This is a genomic window from Bradyrhizobium xenonodulans, assembly GCF_027594865.1.
GTDB lineage: Bacteria > Pseudomonadota > Alphaproteobacteria > Rhizobiales > Xanthobacteraceae > Bradyrhizobium > Bradyrhizobium xenonodulans.
On record NZ_CP089391.1, the window covers coordinates 2,316,336 to 2,335,076 of the forward strand.

Sequence of the window (18,741 nt, forward strand, 5' to 3'; positions counted from 1 at the left end):
TCATGACGGTGATCACCGACATTCCAGACGTCCCGCGCGCTGCTCGCCGCCCGCAGATCGGCAACCCGGCGCTGCGCTGGCTGCGCACCAATTTGTTCTCGTCGATCCCGAACGGCATTCTTTCGGTCGTGCTGCTGGCGGTGCTCGCCAAGGGCATCTTCAGCTTCGTGCAGTGGGGCATCGCCAATGCGGTCTGGCTGACGCCGGCAAACGACTCCAGCGCCTGCCGTGCGGCACGCGGCCTCGGCGCCTGCTGGGCGATCATCCCCGAAAAATATCGCTTCATCCTGTTCGGCACCTATCCGTTCGACGAGCAGTGGCGGCCGGCGCTGTCAGTCGTGCTGTTCATCACGCTGTTCTATCTCTCGACCCGCCGCGCATTGTGGCGGCGCGAGCTGGCGCTTCTCTGGATCGGCGCGCTCGCGCTGATCAGCATTCTGATGTGGGGCGGGGTGTTCGGACTCTCCTTCGTGTCGCAGGACCGTTGGGGCGGATTGCCGGTGACGCTGATTTTGGCGACCTTTGGTCTGGCTTTCGGCTTCCCGCTCGGCATCCTCGTCGCACTCGGCCGGCGTTCAAAACTGCCGGCGATCCGCTCGCTCAGCGTGCTCTATGTCGAGCTGATCCGCGGCGTGCCGCTGGTGAGCCTGCTGTTCATGGCGAGCGTGATGTTTCCGCTGTTCATGCCGAGCGGATTCAACATCGACAAGCTCTTGCGCGCGCAGATCGCGATCATCCTGTTCGCAGGCGCCTATCTTGCCGAGGTCATCCGCGGCGGTCTACAGGCCGTGCCGCGCGGGCAGTATGAGGCCGCCGACGCGCTCGGCCTGTCCTACTGGCGCAAGCATCGCCTGATCGTCCTGCCGCAGGCGATCCGCCACGTCATCCCACCGCTGGTGAACACCTTCATCGCCTTCTTCAAGGACACCAGCCTCGTCCTGATCATCGGCATTTTCGACCTGCTGACGACGGCGAAGACCGCGATCATCGATCCCGCCTGGCAGCAATTCTCGGTCGAGGTCTACATCTTCGTTGCCGCGATCTATTTTGTCTTCTGCTTCGCGATGTCGCGGTATAGCCGGAGCCTTGAGGCGACGAGCGGAAGGTGACGCCCCGTGTCCCGGCTCTGCAGCGCACCGCTTAAGAGGCGCTGCGCTGCGTCCGGGGCACGAGAGTGGCCTTACTTCTTCACCCTCGGATCGATCGGCGTCGTGCCGCGCAGCCCCAGAATATCCTCCAGCACCTTGGCACCCGCGAGCACCTGCGCATCCGCGCGCGGCGCGCCGACCACCTGCACGCCGACCGGCAGGCCAGACGCCGTGAAGCCGCACGGCAACGACAGCGACGGGCAGCAGGCGAGCGTGATGGCGTAGACGATGCCGAGCCATTCGACGTAATTCTCGAACCGCTTGCCTGCGCATTCGGCGACATAGCGGTGCTCGACCGGGAAGGGCGGCACGATCGTGGTCGGCGTCAGCAGCAGGTCGTAGGTCTTGAAGAACTCGACCGCGCGCGCGGTCATGCCGACGCGCTGGGCCTCGGCGCGTTCGAGATGCTCGACCGTGAGCTTGAGGCCCTCCTCGATGTTCCAGATCACCTCGGGCTTGAGCAGGTCGCGCTTGGTGCGCAGCAGATTGGCCTTGGTGATCGCGAAATCGAACGCGCGCAGCACGTGGAAGCATTCATGCGCCTCGCGCCAGTCCGGATGCGCCTCCTCGACGATGGCGCCGGCTTCGGCAAAGCGTTCCGCGGCCTCGCGCGTGATCGCCTTGACCTCGGGATCGACAGGCGTGATGCCGAGATCGGGCGAATAGGCGATGCGCTTCGGCTTCCTGCCCGATTGTGCTGCCGAGAGGAATGAGGTCGTCGGCGCCGGCAGCGATAGCGGGTCGGCGGCATAGTCGCCGCTCATGGCATCCAGTAGCAGCGCGAGATCTTCGACGTTGCGCGCCATTGGGCCGACCAGGCCGAGGTTGCGATCGATCGCCGATTTGGGGGTATGGGCGACGCGGCCGATGCTGGGCCGCATGCCGACGACGCCGCAGAATGCCGCGGGGCTGCGCAAGGAGCCGCCCATGTCGGAGCCCTGCGCCAGCCAGGCCATGCCGGTGGCGAGCGCCACGGCGGCGCCACCCGAGGAGCCCGCGGCGGACTTGGTCGTGTCCCAGGGATTGAGCGTCGCGCCGAATACTTCGTTGAACGTGTTGGCGCCGGCGCCGAATTCCGGCGTGTTGGATTTGGCGTAGACGACCGCGCCGTTGGCTTCGAGATTTTCGACCATGAGGTCGGACGTCGCGGGGATGTTGTCTTTGAAGATCGGCGAGCCCTGCGTGTTCAGCACGCCCGCAACGTCGGTCAGGTCCTTGATCGGCACCGGTAGGCCCGCGAGCAGCCCGCGTGCGCCGGCCGGCTTCTGCATCAGCGTCTTGGCGTGATCCCGCGCGCGATCGAAGCACAGCGTCGGCAGCGCGTTGACTTGGCCGTCGACCTCACTGATGCGCTTCTCCACCACGTCCAGAAGCTCGAGCGGCGAGACGTCGCCGGACCGCAGCTTGTCGACGACGGTGCACGCGGTTTCGCGGATCAGACCTTGAGACAATTATTCTACTCCCGTGCTGTGTCGTCATTGCGAGCGAAGTGAAGCAATCCAGTCCGTCACCGCAGAGACATTCTTGGATTGCTTCGCTCGCAATGACGGAAAAAATTAACCCCATCCAGCGCTGATGCCGCCATCCACCGTATAGATGACGCCGGACGTATAGCCCGCGCGGTCGGACGCGAGGAACGCCATGAGATCGCCGATCTCGCGCGCGTGCGCGGGCCGGCCGAGCGGCAGGCCCTTCTGGAATTCCTTGTAGCGGGTCTCGTCGCCGATTTGATTTTTTGCCCGCGTCTTGAGCAGTGTGACGTGGCGGTCGGTGCCGACAGGCCCGGGATTGATCCCCACCACGCGGATGTTGTCGGCGAGGCTTTTTCCCCCGAGCGCGCGGGTGAACGCCATCAGCGCGGCGTTGCCGGCGCTGCCGCAGATGTAGTTCGCGTCGAATTTTTCGCCGGCCGCACCGATGTCGTTGACGATGACGCCGCCGCCCCTGGCCTTCATCTGCGCGTAGATCTGCCGCGTCAGGTTGATGTAGCCGAACACTTTCAATTCCCAGGCGTGCCGCCAGGTTGCCTCGTCGATCTTGTCGATGGAGCCGCCGGGGATGTCGCCGGCATTGTTGACGAGGATGTCGATGTCGGCGGCCTCCTTGGCGAGCCGCGCCAAATCCTCAGCCTTGCGCAGATCCACGATGCTGGTTGCGGCATCGATCTGGTGCGCGGAGCGCAAACGCTCTGCCAGCGCCTTGAGCTGCTCGTCATTGCGGGCGGCAAGCAGGAGGTGGGCGCCTTCCTCGGCAAATGCCTCGGCGGCAGCTGCGCCAATGCCCTTGGACGCGCCTGTGATCAGGACGCGCTTGCCACGCAGATGCAGATCCATGAGGGGTACTCGCAGAAGAGGAACATGGATCAAACCAGTAGGCGTTTGGCCGCGCCATGGTCAACATTGCAGTGCAGCGTTGCACTGCCGCCGAGTTTGGTTCATTGCAGTGCGGTCAAAAAAGCGGCGGCTGCCGGACCAAAAAGGGACGTTCTCGATGAGCAAGAAGCAATACCGGATTGCAGTCATTCCCGGCGACGGCATCGGCAAGGAAGTGATGCCGGAAGGCCTGCGCGTTCTGGAGGCCGCGGCGAAGAAGCACGGGGTGTCCCTGCATTTTGACCATTTCGACTTCTCGTCCTGGGATTATTACGAGAAGCACGGCCAGATGATGCCGGATGACTGGAAGGAGAAGATCGGCAAGCACGACGCCATCTATTTCGGCGCCGTCGGCTGGCCGGCCAAGATTCCGGACCACGTCTCGTTGTGGGGCTCGCTGATCAAGTTTCGCCGCGAGTTCGACCAGTATGTGAATTTGCGCCCGGTGCGGCTGATGCCCGGCGTGCCGTCGCCGCTGGCAAACCGCAAGCCCGGCGACATCGATTTCTGGGTGGTGCGCGAGAACACGGAAGGCGAGTATTCCTCCGTCGGCGGCCGCATGTTCCCGGATACCGACCGCGAATTCGTGACGCAGCAGACGGTGATGACCCGTGTGGGCGTCGACCGCATCCTGAAGTTCGCGTTCGAGCTGGCGCAGTCGCGGCCGAAGAAGCACCTGACCTCGGCGACCAAGTCCAACGGCATCTCCATCACCATGCCCTATTGGGACGAGCGCGTGGAGGCGATGGCGAAGAAGTATCCGGGCGTGAAGTGGGACAAGTACCACATCGACATTCTGACCGCGAACTTCGTGCTGCATCCGGACTGGTTCGACGTCGTGGTCGGCTCGAACCTGTTCGGCGACATCCTCTCCGATCTCGGCCCGGCCTGCACCGGCACCATCGGTATCGCGCCGTCGGGCAACATCAATCCCGAGGGCGACTTCCCTTCGGTGTTCGAGCCGGTACACGGCTCGGCGCCTGATATCGCGGGTCAGGGCATCGCCAACCCGATCGGTGCGATCTGGTCCGGCGCGATGATGCTCGAGCATCTCGGCGAGAAGGTCGCCGGCAAATCGATCGTCGAGGCGATCGAGCGCACGCTCGCCGAACGGACGCTCCGCACCAAGGACCTCGGCGGCAACGCCGACACCACGGCGTGCGGCAAGGCCGTCGCGGATATGGTGGATTGAGGCGGCGACTCTCACCCTCCCCCCCAAGGGGAGGGTGAGAAAAACGGCGCGATCAGCCCACGATCTTCTCGATCGCTGCCTGATCCAACCCGAACTTTTTCCCGGCCTCCAGGATCTCCTGCCAGGTGTTCGGATCGACCGGAATACCCTCCGCCAAGCGCTTCTTCTTGGTCTCGCGCTCGGGATCGCCCGCGATCTTCACCTTGGCGACGCCGGGAGCAGGCGGCGAGCCGGTGTGCCAGGCGACGAAACTCTCGACCTCGCGCGCGAGGTTCTCGCCGGTGCCGAGCTTGCCCGGATCGATGACGATCGAGAGCATGCCGTTGAGGACGTTGTACTTGCCGTCGGACGGGCCCTTGACCACCTGCCCGCCGGAGAGCGCGCCGCCGAGGATTTCGCACACCAGTGCGAGGCCCGAACCCTTGTGCTCGCCGAACGGCAGGATAGCGCCGTGCGGGGGAATCACGGTGTAGCGCGGATTGACGGTGGGCTTGCCTTCATTGTCGATGATGGTGCCGGGCTCGAGTTCGACGCCCTTGTTGTGGGCGACGCGGGTCTTGCCTTGCGCGATCCTGCTGGTGGCGAAATCGAGCACGATGGGGTCCTTGCCGCGGCGCGGGATGCCGACGCAGAACGGGTTGGTGCCGTGGCGCGCATCGCTGCCGCCCCAGGGTGCCACGATCGGGCGCGAGATCACGTTGACGAAGTGGATCGAGACCAGCCCGTGGTCGATGCACTGCTCGGCCCAGTGGCCGATGCGCCCGATGTGGTGGGAGTTGGAGAGGCCGACGAGACAGACGCCGTTGCGTTTGGCGCGCTCGGCCGCGAGTTCCATCGCTTCATGGCCGATCACCTGGCCGTAGCCGGTGAGGCCGTCGAGGGTGAGGAGCGGGCCGGTGTCGAGCACGATCTTGACGTGCTGGTTCACGGCGAGGCCGCCATTGGTGACGCTCTGGACATAGCGCGGGATCATGCCGACGCCGTGCGAGTCGTGTCCCCTGAGATTAGCCTCGACGAGGTTGGTGGAGACGAGCTCGGCTTCGCGGTCCGAGGAGCCGCCCGCTTTGACGATGGCGCGGATGGCGTTGGTGAGCGGCTCTGCCTTGATGGTGCGATAGTCGGCCATTGTTGTTGCTCTTATCCCTTCACGATCCGGCGGCAGTGGACCCATGCCGCTTCAATCAGGTTCTCACTCGCCTCCGGCGTGCGGAAGGCCGAATGCGCCGACAGCGTCACGTTCGGAAGTTTGGTCAGCGGGTGATCGCCGGGCAGCGGCTCGGTGTTGAAGACGTCGAGGCCCGCATGGCGGATATGGCCCGACTTCAGCGCATCGATCATGGCGGCCTCGTCGACGACCGCGGCGCGCGCGGTGTTGACGAGAATGACGCCAGGTTTCATCGCAAAGATCTTCTCGCGCGTGATCATGCCGCGCGTCTCGTCGTTGAGCAGCAGATGCAGCGACACGACGTCGCTCCTGGCCAGCAATGTATCGAGATCGACAAATTCCACGCCGGGATGGCTTTTCGGCGACCGGTTCCAGGCGATCACCTTCATGCCGCTGCCGGATGCAATGCGCGCCACTTCAGCTGCGATGCCGCCGAAGCCGATCAGGCCGAGCGTCTTGCCGGTGAGCTGCATGCCGTCCTCGCGCAGCCAGTTGCCGCTGCGCATCTCGCGATCCATCATCGCGATGACGCGGGCCGAGGCCCACATCAGCGCGATCGCGGATTCGGCGACGGCGGTGTCGCCATAGCCCTTGATGAGATGCACGGAGATGCCGAGCTCGGCCAGTTCCTCCGGGTTCATGTAGCTGCGCGCGCCGGTGCCGAGGAACACGACGTGCTTGAGGCCGGCGCACTTCTTCGCCACTTCGGTCGGCAGTGCAGTGTGGTCGACGATCGCGATCTCGGCGCCATCGAGGATTTCAGGGTATTGCTCGGGCTTGATATCGGGATCCCTGTGGATCCGCATCTTGGGATCGTCAGGCTTCTCCAGCCGCTCCATGATCGCGGCAAGGGCTTCGTTGGCGTCGACGAAAACTCCGCGCATGGCTCTCTCCGGTCAGGATGCGACGCCGGCGATCGCCAGCACGGTATGCATGAGGACGTTGGTGCCCGCAGCGCAGTCAGGCTGCGTGGCGTCCTCCAGCTCGTTGTGGCTGATGCCGTCCTTGCAGGGCACGAACACCATCGCAGCCGGCATGATGGTGTTGAGGTTGCAGGCATCGTGACCGGCACCGGAGGTGATACGGCGCGAGGAATAACCGAGCGTCTTTGCCGCGTTCTCGACGGCCGCGATCAGCTTGGGATCGAAATGTGTCGGCGGCTTGCGCCAGACGAGGTCGATCTTGACCTCGACCTTGCGGCGCGCGGCGATCTCGGCAATGGCGGCGCGCAGATCGCGGTCGAGCGCATCCATGATCGCGCCGTCCGCGCTGCGGCAATCCATGGTGAACGCGATCTCGCCGGGAATGACGTTGCGCGAGGGATTTGCGATCACGGCTTCGCCGATAGTGCCGACCGCGTTCGGCCCGTGCTTCTTCGCGATGGCTTCCATTGCCAGCACGATCTCCGACAGCGTCGCGAGCGCATCGCGCCGCAGCGGCATCGGCGTCGAGCCTGCGTGGCTCTCGAAGCCGGAAATCTTGCCGTCGTACCAGAGCACGCCCTGACCGGAATCGACCACGCCGATGGTCTTGCCTTCGGCTTCGAGGATCGGGCCCTGCTCGATGTGCAGCTCGACGAAGCAGCCGAGCTTCTGGAAGCCGACCGGCTTTTCGCCGCGATAGCCGATGCTGTCGAGCGCCTGGCCGACGGTCGTGCCCTCAATATCCTTGCGCGACAAAATGTCGTCGGTGGTGAAATCACCGACGTAAGCCGCGGACGCCATCATCGCCGGTGCGAAGCGCGAACCTTCCTCATTGGTCCAGTTGACCACGCAGATCGGCGCCTCGGTCTCGATGCCGGCATCGTTCAGGGTGCGGATGACTTCGAGCGCGCCGAGCGTGCCCAGAATGCCGTCATACTTGCCGCCGGTCGGCTGGGTGTCGAGATGCGAACCGATGCCGACGGCCAGCTTCGACATGTCGCGTCCCTTGCGCAGGCCGAACTGGGAGCCGAGCGCATCGGTATGCACCTCGAGGCCGGCCTCCTCGCAAGCCTTGCGAAACCAGTCGCGCACCTGCTTGTCTTCCGCGCTCAGCGTCAGCCGCCGCACGCCGCCCTTGGCCGTCGCGCCGAATTGCGCGGTCTCGTGGATGGAGCCCCAGAGGCGGGCGGAATCGATCTGCAGATTGGTGGCGGCTCGGCTCATGCGGTCAGTCTCTCGATTATCCGGCGCCTGTTTCAATGACCCGCCAGCGCGGGCGCGTCAACCGCGAGGCTGCTCTGCGCAATCTGCCGTGCAAGCTCGGCGACGCGCTCGATGGCCACGACGTCGGGCGAGGCGAGCCAGCTCGCGGTGAAGGTCAGCGGCGCGATCGCGAGATCGGTATCGAGCAGTTGCAGCCGTCCGTCGGCGAGCTCGTTCTCGACGATTGCGTCCGGGATCACGGCGACGCCGAGCCCTTCCACCGCCATATGGATGACGGTCGCCAGCGAAGCGGACGCATGCAGGCGGATCGGCGGCAGCTCCGGCCGGTCGAACACCTCGCGCACGACCTCGTAGGGTTTGGTCTTGCGCGGGAAGGTGATGATCGGAAACCGCGCGAGCTCCGCCGGCGTCACCGGACCCTTGCCGAGCCCGAGCGAGGGGCTTGCGAGAAAGCCGATCGGATAGTCGGCGAGCACGCGGTTGTGCACGCCGGAAGCCGACAGCGGTCCCACCACGAAGGCAAGCTCGATCTCCTGCGCGAGCAGGCGCGCGGTGAGGTTCGGCGTGATGTCGACCTCGATCTCCAGCGACAGATTCGGATAGACCTGGTTCACGCTCTTCACCAGCCGCGGCAGCCAAGTGTGCACGATGGTTTCGGCGACGCCGAGCCGCATCACGCCGCGCATGGCGGAGCGGTCGCCGATCTCCGCCATCATCTGAGCACGCAGGCCGATCAGCTTTTCCGCATAGACCATCATCTGCCGGCCGCTCGGCGTCGGCGAGGCCACGCGATGATCGCGATTGAGCAGCTTCACGCCCATCTCGCGCTCGAGCTGGGCGATGCGCTGGGAGATCGCCGGCTGGGTCGTATTGAGCCGTGCTGCGGCGCCGCGAAAGCTGCCGAGCTTCACGACCCAGAGGAAGGTTTCGATCGACCTGAAGTCCAGCATTGGAAGGATTTTCCTGATCGATAAATTGAATTTATCGAGATCGATTAGAAAGGACGATTAGACTTTATAGCACGCTTGGTGTTGGCTGTCTTTGTCGAGTTTATAGGCAGGTCGATCCCATGACTGTTTTGGTGGCAGCGCAGCAAACTGAAACGCCCGACACGCTCCCGAGCCGCCAGGCGCGGCTTGCCTATCGTGATGGGTTGGTCGCCTCCACCGCTGGCGTCGCCCCCGGCTTCGTCCAGGGCAATCTGGCGATCCTGCCGGCCGAATACGCCAGCGCCTTTCATCGCTTCTGCCAGCTCAACCCGAAACCGTGCCCGATCATCGGCATGTCCGACGTCGGCAGCCCGCATATTCCGGCGCTCGGCGCCGATCTCGACATCCGCACCGACGTGCCGCGCTATCGCATCTGGCGTGACGGTGAGGTGGTCGACGAGCCGACAGATGTGACGAAGCATTGGCGCGACGATCTCGTGACCTTCGTGCTTGGCTGCTCCTTCTCATTCGAAGAGGCGCTGCTCGACGAGGGCATGCCGATCCGCCACATCGAAGAGAACGTCCGCGTGCCGATGTATCGCACCAACATCGCCTGCGGCGAGGCCGGACCGTTCGCAGGCCCCATGGTGGTGTCGATGCGCCCGTTCAAGCCGGCCGATGCGATCCGCGCGGTGCAGATCACCTCGCGCTATCCGGCCGTGCACGGCGCGCCCGTGCATCTCGGCCATCCGCATCTGATCGGCATCAAGGACATCGCCAAGCCGGACTACGGCGATCCGGTGCCCGTCGCCGACGACGAGATCCCGGTGTTCTGGGCGTGCGGCGTCACGCCGCAATCGGTGATCAACGCCGCAAAGCTCCCGTTCGCGATCACGCATTCGCCCGGCCTGATGCTGGTGACGGATCTCAAGAACAGGACCATGGCCGTGATTTAAGTAGGCAGTATTTGCTGCTTCTTCGGGCTTTACCGCATCCATCAATCGCTTCATTCGATCAGCCGAAATTCAGTAACAGGGGACTTTGCCAATGACGATCTCTCGCCGCGACGTGCTGCTTGGAGCCACCGCCACTGCCGCGCTGGTGTCGCTCGCCGCACGGGCCCAGACCTCGGAAGTCGTGATCGGCGTCATCTATCCGTTCTCCGGCGGCAGCGCCCAGCAGGGCGTCGACGCGCAGAAGGCCTATGAGACCGCGCTCGAGGTCATCAACAAGGACACTGATTTCGATCTGCCGCTGGCCAAGGGCGAGGGCCTGCCGGGCCTTGGCGGCGCCAAGGTGCGTCTCGTGTTCGCCGACCACCAGGCCGATCCGCAGAAGGGCCGCGCCGAAGCCGAGCGCCTGATCACGCAGGAGAAGGTCGCCGCGATCATCGGCACCTACCAGAGCGCCGTCGCCGTCACCGTCAGCCAGATCTGCGAGCGCTACCAGATCCCGTTCGTCTCCGCCGACAACTCATCGCCGAGCCTGCATCGCCGCGGCCTCAAATATTACTTCCGCGCCGCCCCGCACGACGAGATGTACTCGGCCGCGATGTTCGACTTCTTCGATGCCATGAAGAAGAAGGGCACCAAGATCGAGACGCTGTCGCTATTCCACGAGGACACCATCTTCGGCACCGATTCCGGCAATGCCCAGGCGAAGATCGCCGGCGAGCGCGCCTACAAGATCGTCACCGACATCAAGTACCGCGCCAACTCGCCCTCGCTCTCGGCCGAGGTGCAGCAGCTCAAGAGCGCCAATGCCGACGTGCTGATGCCCTCGAGCTACACCACCGACGGCATCCTGCTGGTCAAGACCATGGCCGAGCTCGGCTACAAGCCGAATGCGATCGTGGCGCAGGACGCCGGCTTCTCCGAGAAGGCGCTCTACGACGCCGTCGGCGACAAGCTCGAAGGCGTGATCTCGCGCGGCACCTTCTCGCTCGACCTCGCGCAGAAGCGCCCCATGGTCGGCAAGATCAACGACATGTTCAAGGCGCGCTCGGGCAAGGACTTCAACGACCTCACCTCGCGCCAGTTCATGGGCCTGATCATCCTCGCCGACGCGATCAGCCGCGCCAAGTCGACCGACGGCGAGAAGATCCGCGACGCGCTGGCGGCGACGGACATCCCGGGCGAGCAGACCATCATGCCCTGGAAGCGCGTCAAGTTCGACGAAATGGGCCAGAACAACGACGCCGACCCGGTGCTGCTGCAATATGTCGGCGGCAAGTTCGTCACCATCTTCCCGCCGCAGGCCGCGATCGCCGAAGCGATCTGGCCGATGAAGTAGGCGTTTCGGAAAGCGGGAGCTCAGATGTAGCTCCCGCCCTCATCCTGAGGAGCGGGCGCAGCCCGCGTCTCGAAGGACGAGGGCTGGGCCATCCTTCGAGACGCGCGCTTGTGCGCGCTCCTCAGGATGAGGATCTATTTTTGGGGGACGACTTTTGACAGCCCAAGCCATTATCCAGAGTCTCGCGAGCGGCCTGCTCATGGGCCTGCTCTATGGACTGATCGCGGTCGGCCTCGCGCTGATCTTCGGCCTGATGGACGTCACGAACTTCGCCCATGGCGAGTTCCTGATGATCGCGATGTACCTGTCCTTCTTCCTGTTCGCGTTCTTCGCGATCGACCCCCTGCTGTCCGCGCCGCTGGTTGCTGCGGCGCTCTTTGTCTTCGGAGCGGTGGTCTACTTGCTGATTGTACGCTTCGCCATGCGGGCCAAGGCCAATGCCGGCATGGTGCAGATCTTCACCACCTTCGGCCTTGCCATCGTCATGCGCGGCCTCGCGCAGTTCTTCTTCACGCCTGACTATCGCAGCATTCCGCAGTCCTGGCTCGGCGGCAAAACCATCTCGATCGCCGGCCTCTTCCTGCCGGAGCCGCAGCTTGTCGGCGCGCTGGTCTCGATTTTCGCCTTCGCCGGCCTCTATTTCTTCATCCACCGCACCGATTTCGGTCGGGCGCTGGAAGCCACGCGCGAAGATCCCGGTGCGGTCGCACTGGTCGGCATCGACAAGAACCGCGTGTTCGCGTTCGGTTGGGGCCTCGGCGCTGCGCTGGTCGGTCTCGCCGGCGCGATCATGGCGAGCTTCTTCTACATCTACCCCGACGTCGGCGCCTCCTTTGCCCTGATCGCCTATGTCACGGTGGCGCTCGGCGGCTTCGGCAGCGTGTTCGGCGCCTTCGCCGGCGGCATCATCGTCGGCCTCGTCGAAGCCACGACGGCGCTGGTGCTGCCGCCCTCGCTGAAATCGGTCGGCATCTACGCCGTTTATCTGCTGGTCGTTTTCATTCGGCCGCGCGGCCTGTTCGGATCGATATGATGGACAAGGATTTTGCAGCGCGGCGCCGCCGCGACCTCATCATCGCCGCGGTGCTTGCCGTGATTGCCGCGCTCACGCCATTGTTCGTGAAGGACGTCGTCGTCCAGAACATCCTGATCCTGACGCTGATGTATGCGGGACTGTCGCAGAGCTGGAACATCCTGTCTGGCTATTGCGGGCAGATCTCGCTCGGGCACGCGCTGTATTTCGGCCTCGGTGCTTACACCACCGAGCTGCTGTTCACGAAGTTTGGCGTGCTGCCCTGGTTCGGCATGCTGGCGGGCGGCGCGGTGTCGGCGCTGATCGCGATGGGGCTCGGTTATCCCTTCTTCCGCCTGCGCGGCCATTACTTCGTGATCGCCACCATCGTCATTGCCGAAATCGGGCTGCTGCTGTTCCATAACTGGGAATGGGCCGGCGCCGCGATGGGCATCACCATTCCAATCCGCGGCGACAGCTGGCTGAAATTCCAGTTCCTGCGCACCAAGCTGCCGTACTTCTATTTCGCGCTGGCGCTGTGCTGCCTCGCCTGGTTCGTCACCTGGTGGCTGGAAGACTCCAAATGGGGCTTCTGGTGGCGCGCGGTGAAGGACAATCCGGAAGCGGCGGAAAGCCTCGGCGTCGTCGTGTTCAATTCCAAGATGGGCGCGGCTGCGGTTTCCGCCTTCCTGGTCGCGGTGGGTGGCAGCTTCTACGCCCAGTTCGTCTCCTACATCGATCCCGAAAGCGTCATGGGCTTCCAGTTTTCGCTGCTGATGGCGCTGCCCGCCGTGCTCGGTGGCATCGGCACCCTGTGGGGGCCGGTGCTCGGTGCCGCCATTCTGATCCCGCTGACCGAACTGACGCGCTTCAAGTTCGGCGGCTCGGGACGCGGTGTCGATCTCATTGTCTATGGCACGCTGATCGTCCTGATCTCGCTGGCCTTGCCGCGCGGGCTGTTGAGCCTGTTTTCACGCCCGAAGAAGACGGGGGCCACGCGATGACCGCGCTCCTTGAAACCCGCGGCGTCTGGCAGCGGTTCGGCGGCCTCGTCGCCAACAGCGATGTGTCGATCTCGGTCGGCCGTGGCGAGATCGTCGGCCTGATCGGCCCTAACGGCGCCGGCAAGTCGACGCTGTTCAATCTCATCGCCGGCGTGTTGCCGCCGACCCAAGGCTCGATCTGGTTCGACGGCGAGGATGTCACCCGCATGCCGGCGGCCCTGCGCTGCCAGCGCGGCGTCGGTCGCACCTTCCAGGTGGTCAAGAGCTTCGAGACCATGACCGTGATCGACAACGTCATCGTCGGGGCCTTGGTGCGCAACACCGTGATGCGGGAGGCCCGCCGCAAGGCGCACGAGGTGCTGGAGTTCACCGGCCTTGCCGCGCGCGCCGATGTGCTCGCGAGCGACCTCGTGCCGGCCGAGAAGCGCCGCCTCGAAGTTGCCCGTGCGCTCGCGACCGAACCGAAGCTGCTGTTGCTCGACGAAGTCCTCACCGGCCTGACGCCGACCGAGGCGCAGACCGGTGTCGCACTGGTGCGCAAGGTGCGCGATGCCGGCATCACCGTCTTGATGGTCGAGCATGTCATGGAGATCGTGATGCCGCTGGTCGATCGCGCCATCGTGCTCGATCTCGGCAAGGTGCTGGTCGAGGGCAAGCCTGCCGACGTCGTCCGCGATCCCAAGGTGATCAGCGCATATCTGGGAGATCGTCATGCTGTCGGTGCGTGAAGTCACGACCGCCTATCAGGGACTGGTCGCGATCTCCGCGGTCTCGATCGAGGTCCAGAAGGGCGAGATCGTCTGCGTCGCCGGCGCCAACGGTGCGGGCAAGTCGACGCTGCTGAAATCCATCGCCGGCGCCGAGCGCCCGCGCTCGGGCACGGTGACGTTCGACGGCAAGCGCCTCGACGGCATGGCGCAGCACCACATCACCGCCACCGGCATCGCCTATGTGCCGGAGAACCGCCGCCTGTTTCCGCGTCTGTCGGTGCGCGACAATCTGCGCCTCGGCAGCTATCTCTATCGCGGCGAGGCCGACCGCGAGGGGCCGCTCGATCTGGTGTTCAAGCTGTTTCCGCGCCTGTCCGAGCGCCTGGAGCAGCGCGCCGAGACGCTCTCCGGCGGCGAGCAGCAGATGCTCGCGATCGGCCGCGCGCTGATGACGCGCCCGCGGCTGTTGATGCTGGACGAGCCCTCGCAGGGCATCATGCCGAAACTCGTCGACGAGATTTTTCAGGCGGTGAAGCTGATCCGCGACACCGGCATGACCGTCCTGATCGTCGAGCAGCGCATGGCCGAGTGCCTCGAGATCGCCGATCGCGCCTACATCCTGCAAACCGGCCGCGTGCTGATGCAGGGCCCGGCCGCCGAGATCAGGGGCAATCCTGATGTACGCAAGGCGTATCTGGGGTTGTAGCTAGGAAGTGTTGGGCGCGCTCGCGCGACGCGCTCGGTGTCATCGCCCGCGAAGGCGGGCGATCCAGTACTCCGAGACGTCAGTGAGATACGGAGAAGCCGCGGCGTACTGGATTCCCCGCCTTCGCGGGGAATGACAGCGGTGGGAGGGCGCTAATGCTCGTGCCCATCCGGCAGCGCTACCCCGAACACCTTCACCAGATCGTTCACCTGCTCCGGCGAGAGGTAGCGCGGGTTCATCCCCCGCAGCAGCAGGTACAGCCTCGCCGTCTCCTCCAGCTCCTCGGTCGCGAACACCGCCGCTTCCAGCGTGTCGCCGGCGACCACCGGGCCGTGATTGGCGAGCAGCACGGATGAGTATTTCCCGGCCAGTCCCTTGATCGCATCCGCGACCGCGGGATCGCCGGGGCGGCAATAGGGCAAGAGCGCGGTGGCGCCGCACTTCATCAGATAATAGGCCGTCATCGGCGGCAGCGCGGCGCGCGGGTCGATCTCGGGGAGCATCGACAGCGCGACCGAATGTGTCGAATGCAGATGTACGATCGCGCGCGCACTGCCGCGCGTATCATAGAGCGCGGTGTGCAGCGGAACTTCCTTGGTCGGGGCATCGCCTGACACCAGCCGGCCCTGATCGTCCAGCCGCGACAACTTTGCCGGATCGAGGAAGCCGAGCGAGGCATTGGTCGGCGTCACCAGCCAGCCGCCGCCATCCAGCCTGATGCTGATATTGCCGGAGGAGCCCGGCGTCAGCCCGCGCTCGAACAGGGACCGTCCGAACCGGCAGATATCCTCTCGCAGCCGCGTCTCGTTGCTCGTTTCAGTTCTCATGGCCGTCATGCCTGCTTGTCTCACGCTTTGGCAGCGCGGCCAAGCCGTGTTATTCGAGATGACGAGCCGCCGCAAAGGGCGGCCGTCGGGAAACGTTCGCAAGCGTTAGTTGAAGGGTTAGTTGCATGTCCGCCTCCAATTCACAAAATCAGCGCATCGCCGTCATCGGGCTCGGCTCGATGGGATTCGGCATGGCGACCTCGCTGAAGCGCGCCGGCCATGCCGTCACCGGCTGCGACGTCTCGGCCGATGCCGTGGCGCGCTTCGTGAAGGATGGCGGTGCGGGCGCCAAGACGCCGGCCGAGGCGGCCAAGGACGCCGACGTCGTCGTCAGCGTCGTCGTCAATGCCGCGCAGACCGAGACCATCCTGTTCGGCAAGGACGGCGTCGCCGAGACCTTGCCGAAGGATAGCGTCTTCCTGTCTTCGGCCACCATGGACCCGGATGTGGCGCGGCGCCTCGCCAAACAGCTGGAGGCAACCGGCCGGCATTATCTGGATGCACCGATCTCCGGCGGCGCGCAGCGCGCAGCCCAAGGCGAGCTGACGATCCTTGCTTCCGGCAGTCCTGCCGCCTTTGCAAGAGCGCGTCCCGCGCTCGATGCCATGGCGGCAAAACTCTACGAGCTCGGCGATGCCGCAGGGCAGGGCGCCGCGTTCAAGATGATCAACCAGTTGCTGGCCGGCGTGCATATCGCCGCCGCAAGCGAAGCGATCGCGTTCGCCGCCAAGCAAGGCCTCGACATCCGCAAGGTCTATGAGGTGATCACGGCCTCCGCCGGTAATTCCTGGATGTTCGAGAACCGCATGCCGCACGTGCTCGACGGCGATTACACGCCGCGTAGCGCGGTCGAGATCTTCGTCAAGGACCTCGGCATCATCCAGGACATGGCGCGCAGCGCCCGATTCCCGGTGCCGGTCTCCGCCGCCGCCCTCCAGATGTTCCTGATGACGGCTGCCGCCGGCATGGGCCGCGATGACGACGCCTCGGTCGCGCGGATGTATGCGCAGGTCACCGGCGTGAAGCTGCCCGGCGACAAGTAGAACCAAGAGGATTCCAATGCCCCGTTTTGCCGCCAACCTCTCGATGATGTTCACCGAGGTGCCGTTCCTCGACCGCTTCGATGCCGCCGCGCAAGCGGGCTTCACTGCCGTCGAGTTCCTGTTTCCCTATGAGCATCCGGCCGAAGCCGTCGGCGAGCGGCTCGAGCGCAACGGCCTGACGCAGGCGCTGTTCAACCTGCCGCCGGGCGATTGGAACGCCGGCGAGAAAGGCTTTGCCGCGCTCCCCTCGCGCTTCGCCGATCTCAAGGCAAGCCTGGAGACCGCGCTGCCTTACACCAAGGCGACCGGCGTCAAGCGACTGCATTTGATGGCCGGCATCGCCAACCGCGGCGAGCGCGTCGCGATCGAGGCGTTCTACAAATCGGTGGCGTGGACCGCCGAATTCTTCGCCCCGCACGGCATCGACATCGTGATCGAGCCGATCAATGCGCGCAACGTGCCCGGCTACTTCCTCAATGATTTCGGCTTCGCGCGCGACCTGATCCAGGAGCTGCGGCTTGCGAACCTCAAGCTCCAGTTCGACATCTATCACTGCGGCATCATCCACGGTGACGTCACCATGCGCCTGCGCGAGATGATGCCGATCATCGGTCACATCCAGATCGCCAGCATCCCCTCGCGCAACGAGCCCGACGGCGAGGAGCTGAACTATCCGTTCCTGTTCACCGAGCTCGACCGGCTCGGCTACACCGGCTTCGTCGGCTGCGAGTACAATCCGCGCGGCAAGACCGTTGATGGCCTCGCCTGGTTCAAGCCTTACGCGGGAGTGAAGCCGTGACCCTCGCATTGGGCTGCATCGCCGACGACTACACCGGCGCCTCCGACCTCGCCAACACGCTGACGCGCGCGGGCCTGCGCACCGTGCAGACCATCGGCGTACCCGCGGACGATCTCGCGCTGCCCGAGGTCGACGCGGTCGTGGTGTCGCTGAAGAGCCGCTCGATCGAGGCCGGTCTTGCCGTGTCGCGCTCGCGCGCGGCGGAGGCATGGCTGCGCGGCCGCGGCGCGAGCCGCGTGCTGTTCAAGATCTGCTCGACCTTCGATTCCACCGACGCCGGCAATATCGGTCCGGTGATGGATGCGCTGCGCGCCGACAGCGGCGAGGGCACCGTGCTGGTGACGCCGGCCTTCCCGGAGACCGGCCGCACCGTCTACCAGGGCAACCTCTTCGTCGGCGCCGTGCCACTGAACGAGAGCCCGCTGAAGGATCATCCGCTCAACCCGATGCATGATTCCAGCCTGGTGCGCGTGCTGGCGCGCCAGAGCAAGACGCAAATCGGTTTGGTCGACCTCGCGACCGTCACTCGGGGCGCAGATGCGGTGCGGGCCCGGCTGGCCGAGCTCGCAGGCAAGGGCATCGGCGCCGCGATCATCGACGCGGTGTTCGACCGCGACCTCGAGACCATCGGCCTCGTTGCTGCCGAACATCGGCTGTCGGTCGGCGCCTCCGGCATCGGCCTCGGGCTGGCGCGGGCGCTGGTCTCGACGGGCAAGGTCAAGTCGGCTGCTGGCAGCAGTGAGACGGGCGCAGCCGTCGGCGGACCGGCGGCCTGCCTCGCCGGCAGCTGCTCACAGGCGACGCTTCAGCAGATCGCGAGCGCCGAAAAAGTCATGCCGGTGCTTCATCTCGATCCCGACCGTATTCTTACGGGAGCGGGCGAAGCGCAGCGTGCGCTGGACTGGGCAAAGCCGCGTTTGGCCGAAGGTCCGGTGCTGATTGCATCGAGCTCGACGCCGGATCAGGTCGCCGCGCTCCAGGCGCGTCACGGCCGCGACGCGGCCGGGCATGCGATCGAGCAGGCAATGGCCGACATCGCGGAAGGTCTTGTGAAATCAGGCGTTCGGCGATTGGTCATCGCCGGCGGCGAGACGTCCGGCGCCGTGGTCGATCGGTTGAGGATTCCCGGATTTCTCGTAGGAGTGGAAATTGCGGCGGGCGTTCCGGTGCTGCGCGCGGTCGGCATTGAAGGCGACATGCTGCTCGCGTTGAAGTCCGGCAATTTCGGTGGGCCGGAGTTTTTCTCGGACGCGCTTGGGCTCATGCGCTGAGCGCAGGGTATTCTTAGCTGCCTGTTCATTTGTTTCAGGCTTCCGTACTCGTACGGAGTCGTAGTTAACATCTGCTCAGGTGCCCTGGTGTTGGATGTCGGTGCTGCTCCCTTTGGTTGATTCG

Annotated in this window: 18 protein-coding genes; 11 read left to right on the plus strand and 7 right to left on the minus strand. The window is 65.0% G+C overall.

The features are described from left to right. Positions 1 to 2: 2 nt before the first annotated feature. On the plus strand, positions 3 to 1,109 hold the full coding sequence (locus I3J27_RS10905) for an amino acid ABC transporter permease (RefSeq protein WP_270168631.1): 1,107 nt from the start codon (positions 3 to 5) through the stop codon (positions 1,107 to 1,109). Positions 1,110 to 1,180: 71 nt separating this feature from the next. Here the strand turns inward: I3J27_RS10905 and I3J27_RS10910 are convergent, their stop codons facing one another. Beyond that, positions 1,181 to 2,599 (minus strand): amidase, encoded by a 1,419-nt coding sequence (locus I3J27_RS10910; protein ID WP_270168633.1) that lies wholly within the window; start codon positions 2,597 to 2,599, stop codon positions 1,181 to 1,183. Positions 2,600 to 2,704: 105 nt separating this feature from the next. Then, positions 2,705 to 3,481: an SDR family oxidoreductase gene (locus I3J27_RS10915; protein WP_270168635.1), complete on the minus strand. Its 777-nt coding sequence runs from the start codon at positions 3,479 to 3,481 to the stop codon at positions 2,705 to 2,707. A 157-nt stretch (positions 3,482 to 3,638) separates the two neighbouring features. On the opposite strand from I3J27_RS10915, the gene I3J27_RS10920 reads away from it, so the two are divergent. Next, positions 3,639 to 4,712, plus strand: coding sequence for a tartrate dehydrogenase (locus tag I3J27_RS10920; RefSeq protein WP_270168636.1), 1,074 nt, complete (start codon positions 3,639 to 3,641; stop codon positions 4,710 to 4,712). A 52-nt stretch (positions 4,713 to 4,764) separates the two neighbouring features. Here the strand turns inward: I3J27_RS10920 and I3J27_RS10925 are convergent, their stop codons facing one another. The 4 genes from I3J27_RS10925 to I3J27_RS10940 are packed head-to-tail and all read right to left on the minus strand — an operon-like array spanning position 4,765 to position 8,974. Then, complete coding sequence (locus I3J27_RS10925) at positions 4,765 to 5,838, minus strand: malate/lactate/ureidoglycolate dehydrogenase (protein ID WP_270168639.1); 1,074 nt, start codon at positions 5,836 to 5,838, stop codon at positions 4,765 to 4,767. An 11-nt stretch (positions 5,839 to 5,849) separates the two neighbouring features. Then, on the minus strand, positions 5,850 to 6,761 hold the full coding sequence (locus tag I3J27_RS10930; protein WP_270168641.1) for an NAD(P)-dependent oxidoreductase: 912 nt from the start codon (positions 6,759 to 6,761) through the stop codon (positions 5,850 to 5,852). Between the two features lie 12 nt (positions 6,762 to 6,773). Beyond that, on the minus strand, positions 6,774 to 8,024 hold the full coding sequence (locus I3J27_RS10935) for a Zn-dependent hydrolase (protein WP_270168643.1): 1,251 nt from the start codon (positions 8,022 to 8,024) through the stop codon (positions 6,774 to 6,776). Between the two features lie 32 nt (positions 8,025 to 8,056). Further along, positions 8,057 to 8,974: a LysR family transcriptional regulator gene (locus I3J27_RS10940; protein WP_270168645.1), complete on the minus strand. Its 918-nt coding sequence runs from the start codon at positions 8,972 to 8,974 to the stop codon at positions 8,057 to 8,059. A 119-nt stretch (positions 8,975 to 9,093) separates the two neighbouring features. Between I3J27_RS10940 and I3J27_RS10945 the strand changes: the two genes are divergently transcribed. From I3J27_RS10945 to I3J27_RS10970, 6 genes are all read left to right on the plus strand, one after another. Then, entirely contained in the window at positions 9,094 to 9,909 is an 816-nt protein-coding gene (locus I3J27_RS10945; protein WP_270168647.1) for a putative hydro-lyase, read from the plus strand. Between the two features lie 91 nt (positions 9,910 to 10,000). Next, on the plus strand, positions 10,001 to 11,245 hold the full coding sequence (locus tag I3J27_RS10950) for an ABC transporter substrate-binding protein (RefSeq protein ID WP_270168649.1): 1,245 nt from the start codon (positions 10,001 to 10,003) through the stop codon (positions 11,243 to 11,245). A 199-nt stretch (positions 11,246 to 11,444) separates the two neighbouring features. After that, a complete protein-coding gene (locus tag I3J27_RS10955; protein WP_270172689.1) occupies positions 11,445 to 12,278 on the plus strand; it encodes a branched-chain amino acid ABC transporter permease in 834 nt (277 codons plus the stop codon). Further along, positions 12,278 to 13,261: a branched-chain amino acid ABC transporter permease gene (locus I3J27_RS10960; protein ID WP_270172691.1), complete on the plus strand. Its 984-nt coding sequence runs from the start codon at positions 12,278 to 12,280 to the stop codon at positions 13,259 to 13,261. Before I3J27_RS10955 ends, I3J27_RS10960 begins: the two co-directional genes overlap by 1 nt. Further along, entirely contained in the window at positions 13,258 to 13,989 is a 732-nt protein-coding gene (locus tag I3J27_RS10965; protein WP_270168651.1) for an ABC transporter ATP-binding protein, read from the plus strand. The genes I3J27_RS10960 and I3J27_RS10965 overlap by 4 nt, the downstream gene beginning before the upstream one ends. After that, on the plus strand, positions 13,973 to 14,677 hold the full coding sequence (locus tag I3J27_RS10970; protein ID WP_270168653.1) for an ABC transporter ATP-binding protein: 705 nt from the start codon (positions 13,973 to 13,975) through the stop codon (positions 14,675 to 14,677). Before I3J27_RS10965 ends, I3J27_RS10970 begins: the two co-directional genes overlap by 17 nt. Before the next feature lie 152 nt (positions 14,678 to 14,829). On the opposite strand, the gene otnC is transcribed toward I3J27_RS10970, so the two are convergent. Then, positions 14,830 to 15,513, minus strand: a complete 684-nt coding sequence (otnC, locus tag I3J27_RS10975; protein WP_270168655.1) for a 3-oxo-tetronate 4-phosphate decarboxylase — start codon at positions 15,511 to 15,513, stop codon at positions 14,830 to 14,832. Positions 15,514 to 15,629: 116 nt separating this feature from the next. Between otnC and ltnD the strand changes: the two genes are divergently transcribed. The 3 genes from ltnD to otnK are packed head-to-tail and all read left to right on the plus strand — an operon-like array spanning position 15,630 to position 18,617. Then, positions 15,630 to 16,547: an L-threonate dehydrogenase gene (gene ltnD, locus I3J27_RS10980; protein WP_270168657.1), complete on the plus strand. Its 918-nt coding sequence runs from the start codon at positions 15,630 to 15,632 to the stop codon at positions 16,545 to 16,547. A 16-nt stretch (positions 16,548 to 16,563) separates the two neighbouring features. Continuing rightward, positions 16,564 to 17,346 carry a 2-oxo-tetronate isomerase gene (gene otnI, locus I3J27_RS10985; RefSeq protein ID WP_270168664.1) on the plus strand — a complete coding sequence of 261 codons (783 nt, stop codon included), beginning with the start codon at positions 16,564 to 16,566 and terminating at the stop codon, positions 17,344 to 17,346. Then, a complete protein-coding gene (gene otnK, locus I3J27_RS10990) occupies positions 17,343 to 18,617 on the plus strand; it encodes a 3-oxo-tetronate kinase (RefSeq protein WP_270168666.1) in 1,275 nt (424 codons plus the stop codon). The genes otnI and otnK overlap by 4 nt, the downstream gene beginning before the upstream one ends. The last annotated feature ends 124 nt before the right edge of the window (positions 18,618 to 18,741 follow it).

Bases quoted from the DNA above. Each gene is read 5' to 3' on its own strand.
- I3J27_RS10905 (WP_270168631.1), top strand. From the start codon at position 3: ATGACGGTGATCACCGACATTCCAGACGTCCCGCGCGCTGCTCGCCGC.
- I3J27_RS10915 (WP_270168635.1), bottom strand. From the start codon at position 3,481: ATGGATCTGCATCTGCGTGGCAAGCGCGTCCTGATCACAGGCGCGTCC.
- I3J27_RS10920 (WP_270168636.1), top strand. From the start codon at position 3,639: ATGAGCAAGAAGCAATACCGGATTGCAGTCATTCCCGGCGACGGCATC.
- I3J27_RS10925 (WP_270168639.1), bottom strand. From the start codon at position 5,838: ATGGCCGACTATCGCACCATCAAGGCAGAGCCGCTCACCAACGCCATC.
- I3J27_RS10930 (WP_270168641.1), bottom strand. From the start codon at position 6,761: ATGCGCGGAGTTTTCGTCGACGCCAACGAAGCCCTTGCCGCGATCATG.
- I3J27_RS10935 (WP_270168643.1), bottom strand. From the start codon at position 8,024: ATGAGCCGAGCCGCCACCAATCTGCAGATCGATTCCGCCCGCCTCTGG.
- I3J27_RS10940 (WP_270168645.1), bottom strand. From the start codon at position 8,974: ATGCTGGACTTCAGGTCGATCGAAACCTTCCTCTGGGTCGTGAAGCTC.
- I3J27_RS10945 (WP_270168647.1), top strand. From the start codon at position 9,094: ATGACTGTTTTGGTGGCAGCGCAGCAAACTGAAACGCCCGACACGCTC.
- I3J27_RS10950 (WP_270168649.1), top strand. From the start codon at position 10,001: ATGACGATCTCTCGCCGCGACGTGCTGCTTGGAGCCACCGCCACTGCC.
- I3J27_RS10955 (WP_270172689.1), top strand. From the start codon at position 11,445: ATGGGCCTGCTCTATGGACTGATCGCGGTCGGCCTCGCGCTGATCTTC.
- I3J27_RS10960 (WP_270172691.1), top strand. From the start codon at position 12,278: ATGGACAAGGATTTTGCAGCGCGGCGCCGCCGCGACCTCATCATCGCC.
- I3J27_RS10965 (WP_270168651.1), top strand. From the start codon at position 13,258: ATGACCGCGCTCCTTGAAACCCGCGGCGTCTGGCAGCGGTTCGGCGGC.
- I3J27_RS10970 (WP_270168653.1), top strand. From the start codon at position 13,973: ATGCTGTCGGTGCGTGAAGTCACGACCGCCTATCAGGGACTGGTCGCG.
- otnC (WP_270168655.1), bottom strand. From the start codon at position 15,513: ATGACGGCCATGAGAACTGAAACGAGCAACGAGACGCGGCTGCGAGAG.
- ltnD (WP_270168657.1), top strand. From the start codon at position 15,630: ATGTCCGCCTCCAATTCACAAAATCAGCGCATCGCCGTCATCGGGCTC.
- otnI (WP_270168664.1), top strand. From the start codon at position 16,564: ATGCCCCGTTTTGCCGCCAACCTCTCGATGATGTTCACCGAGGTGCCG.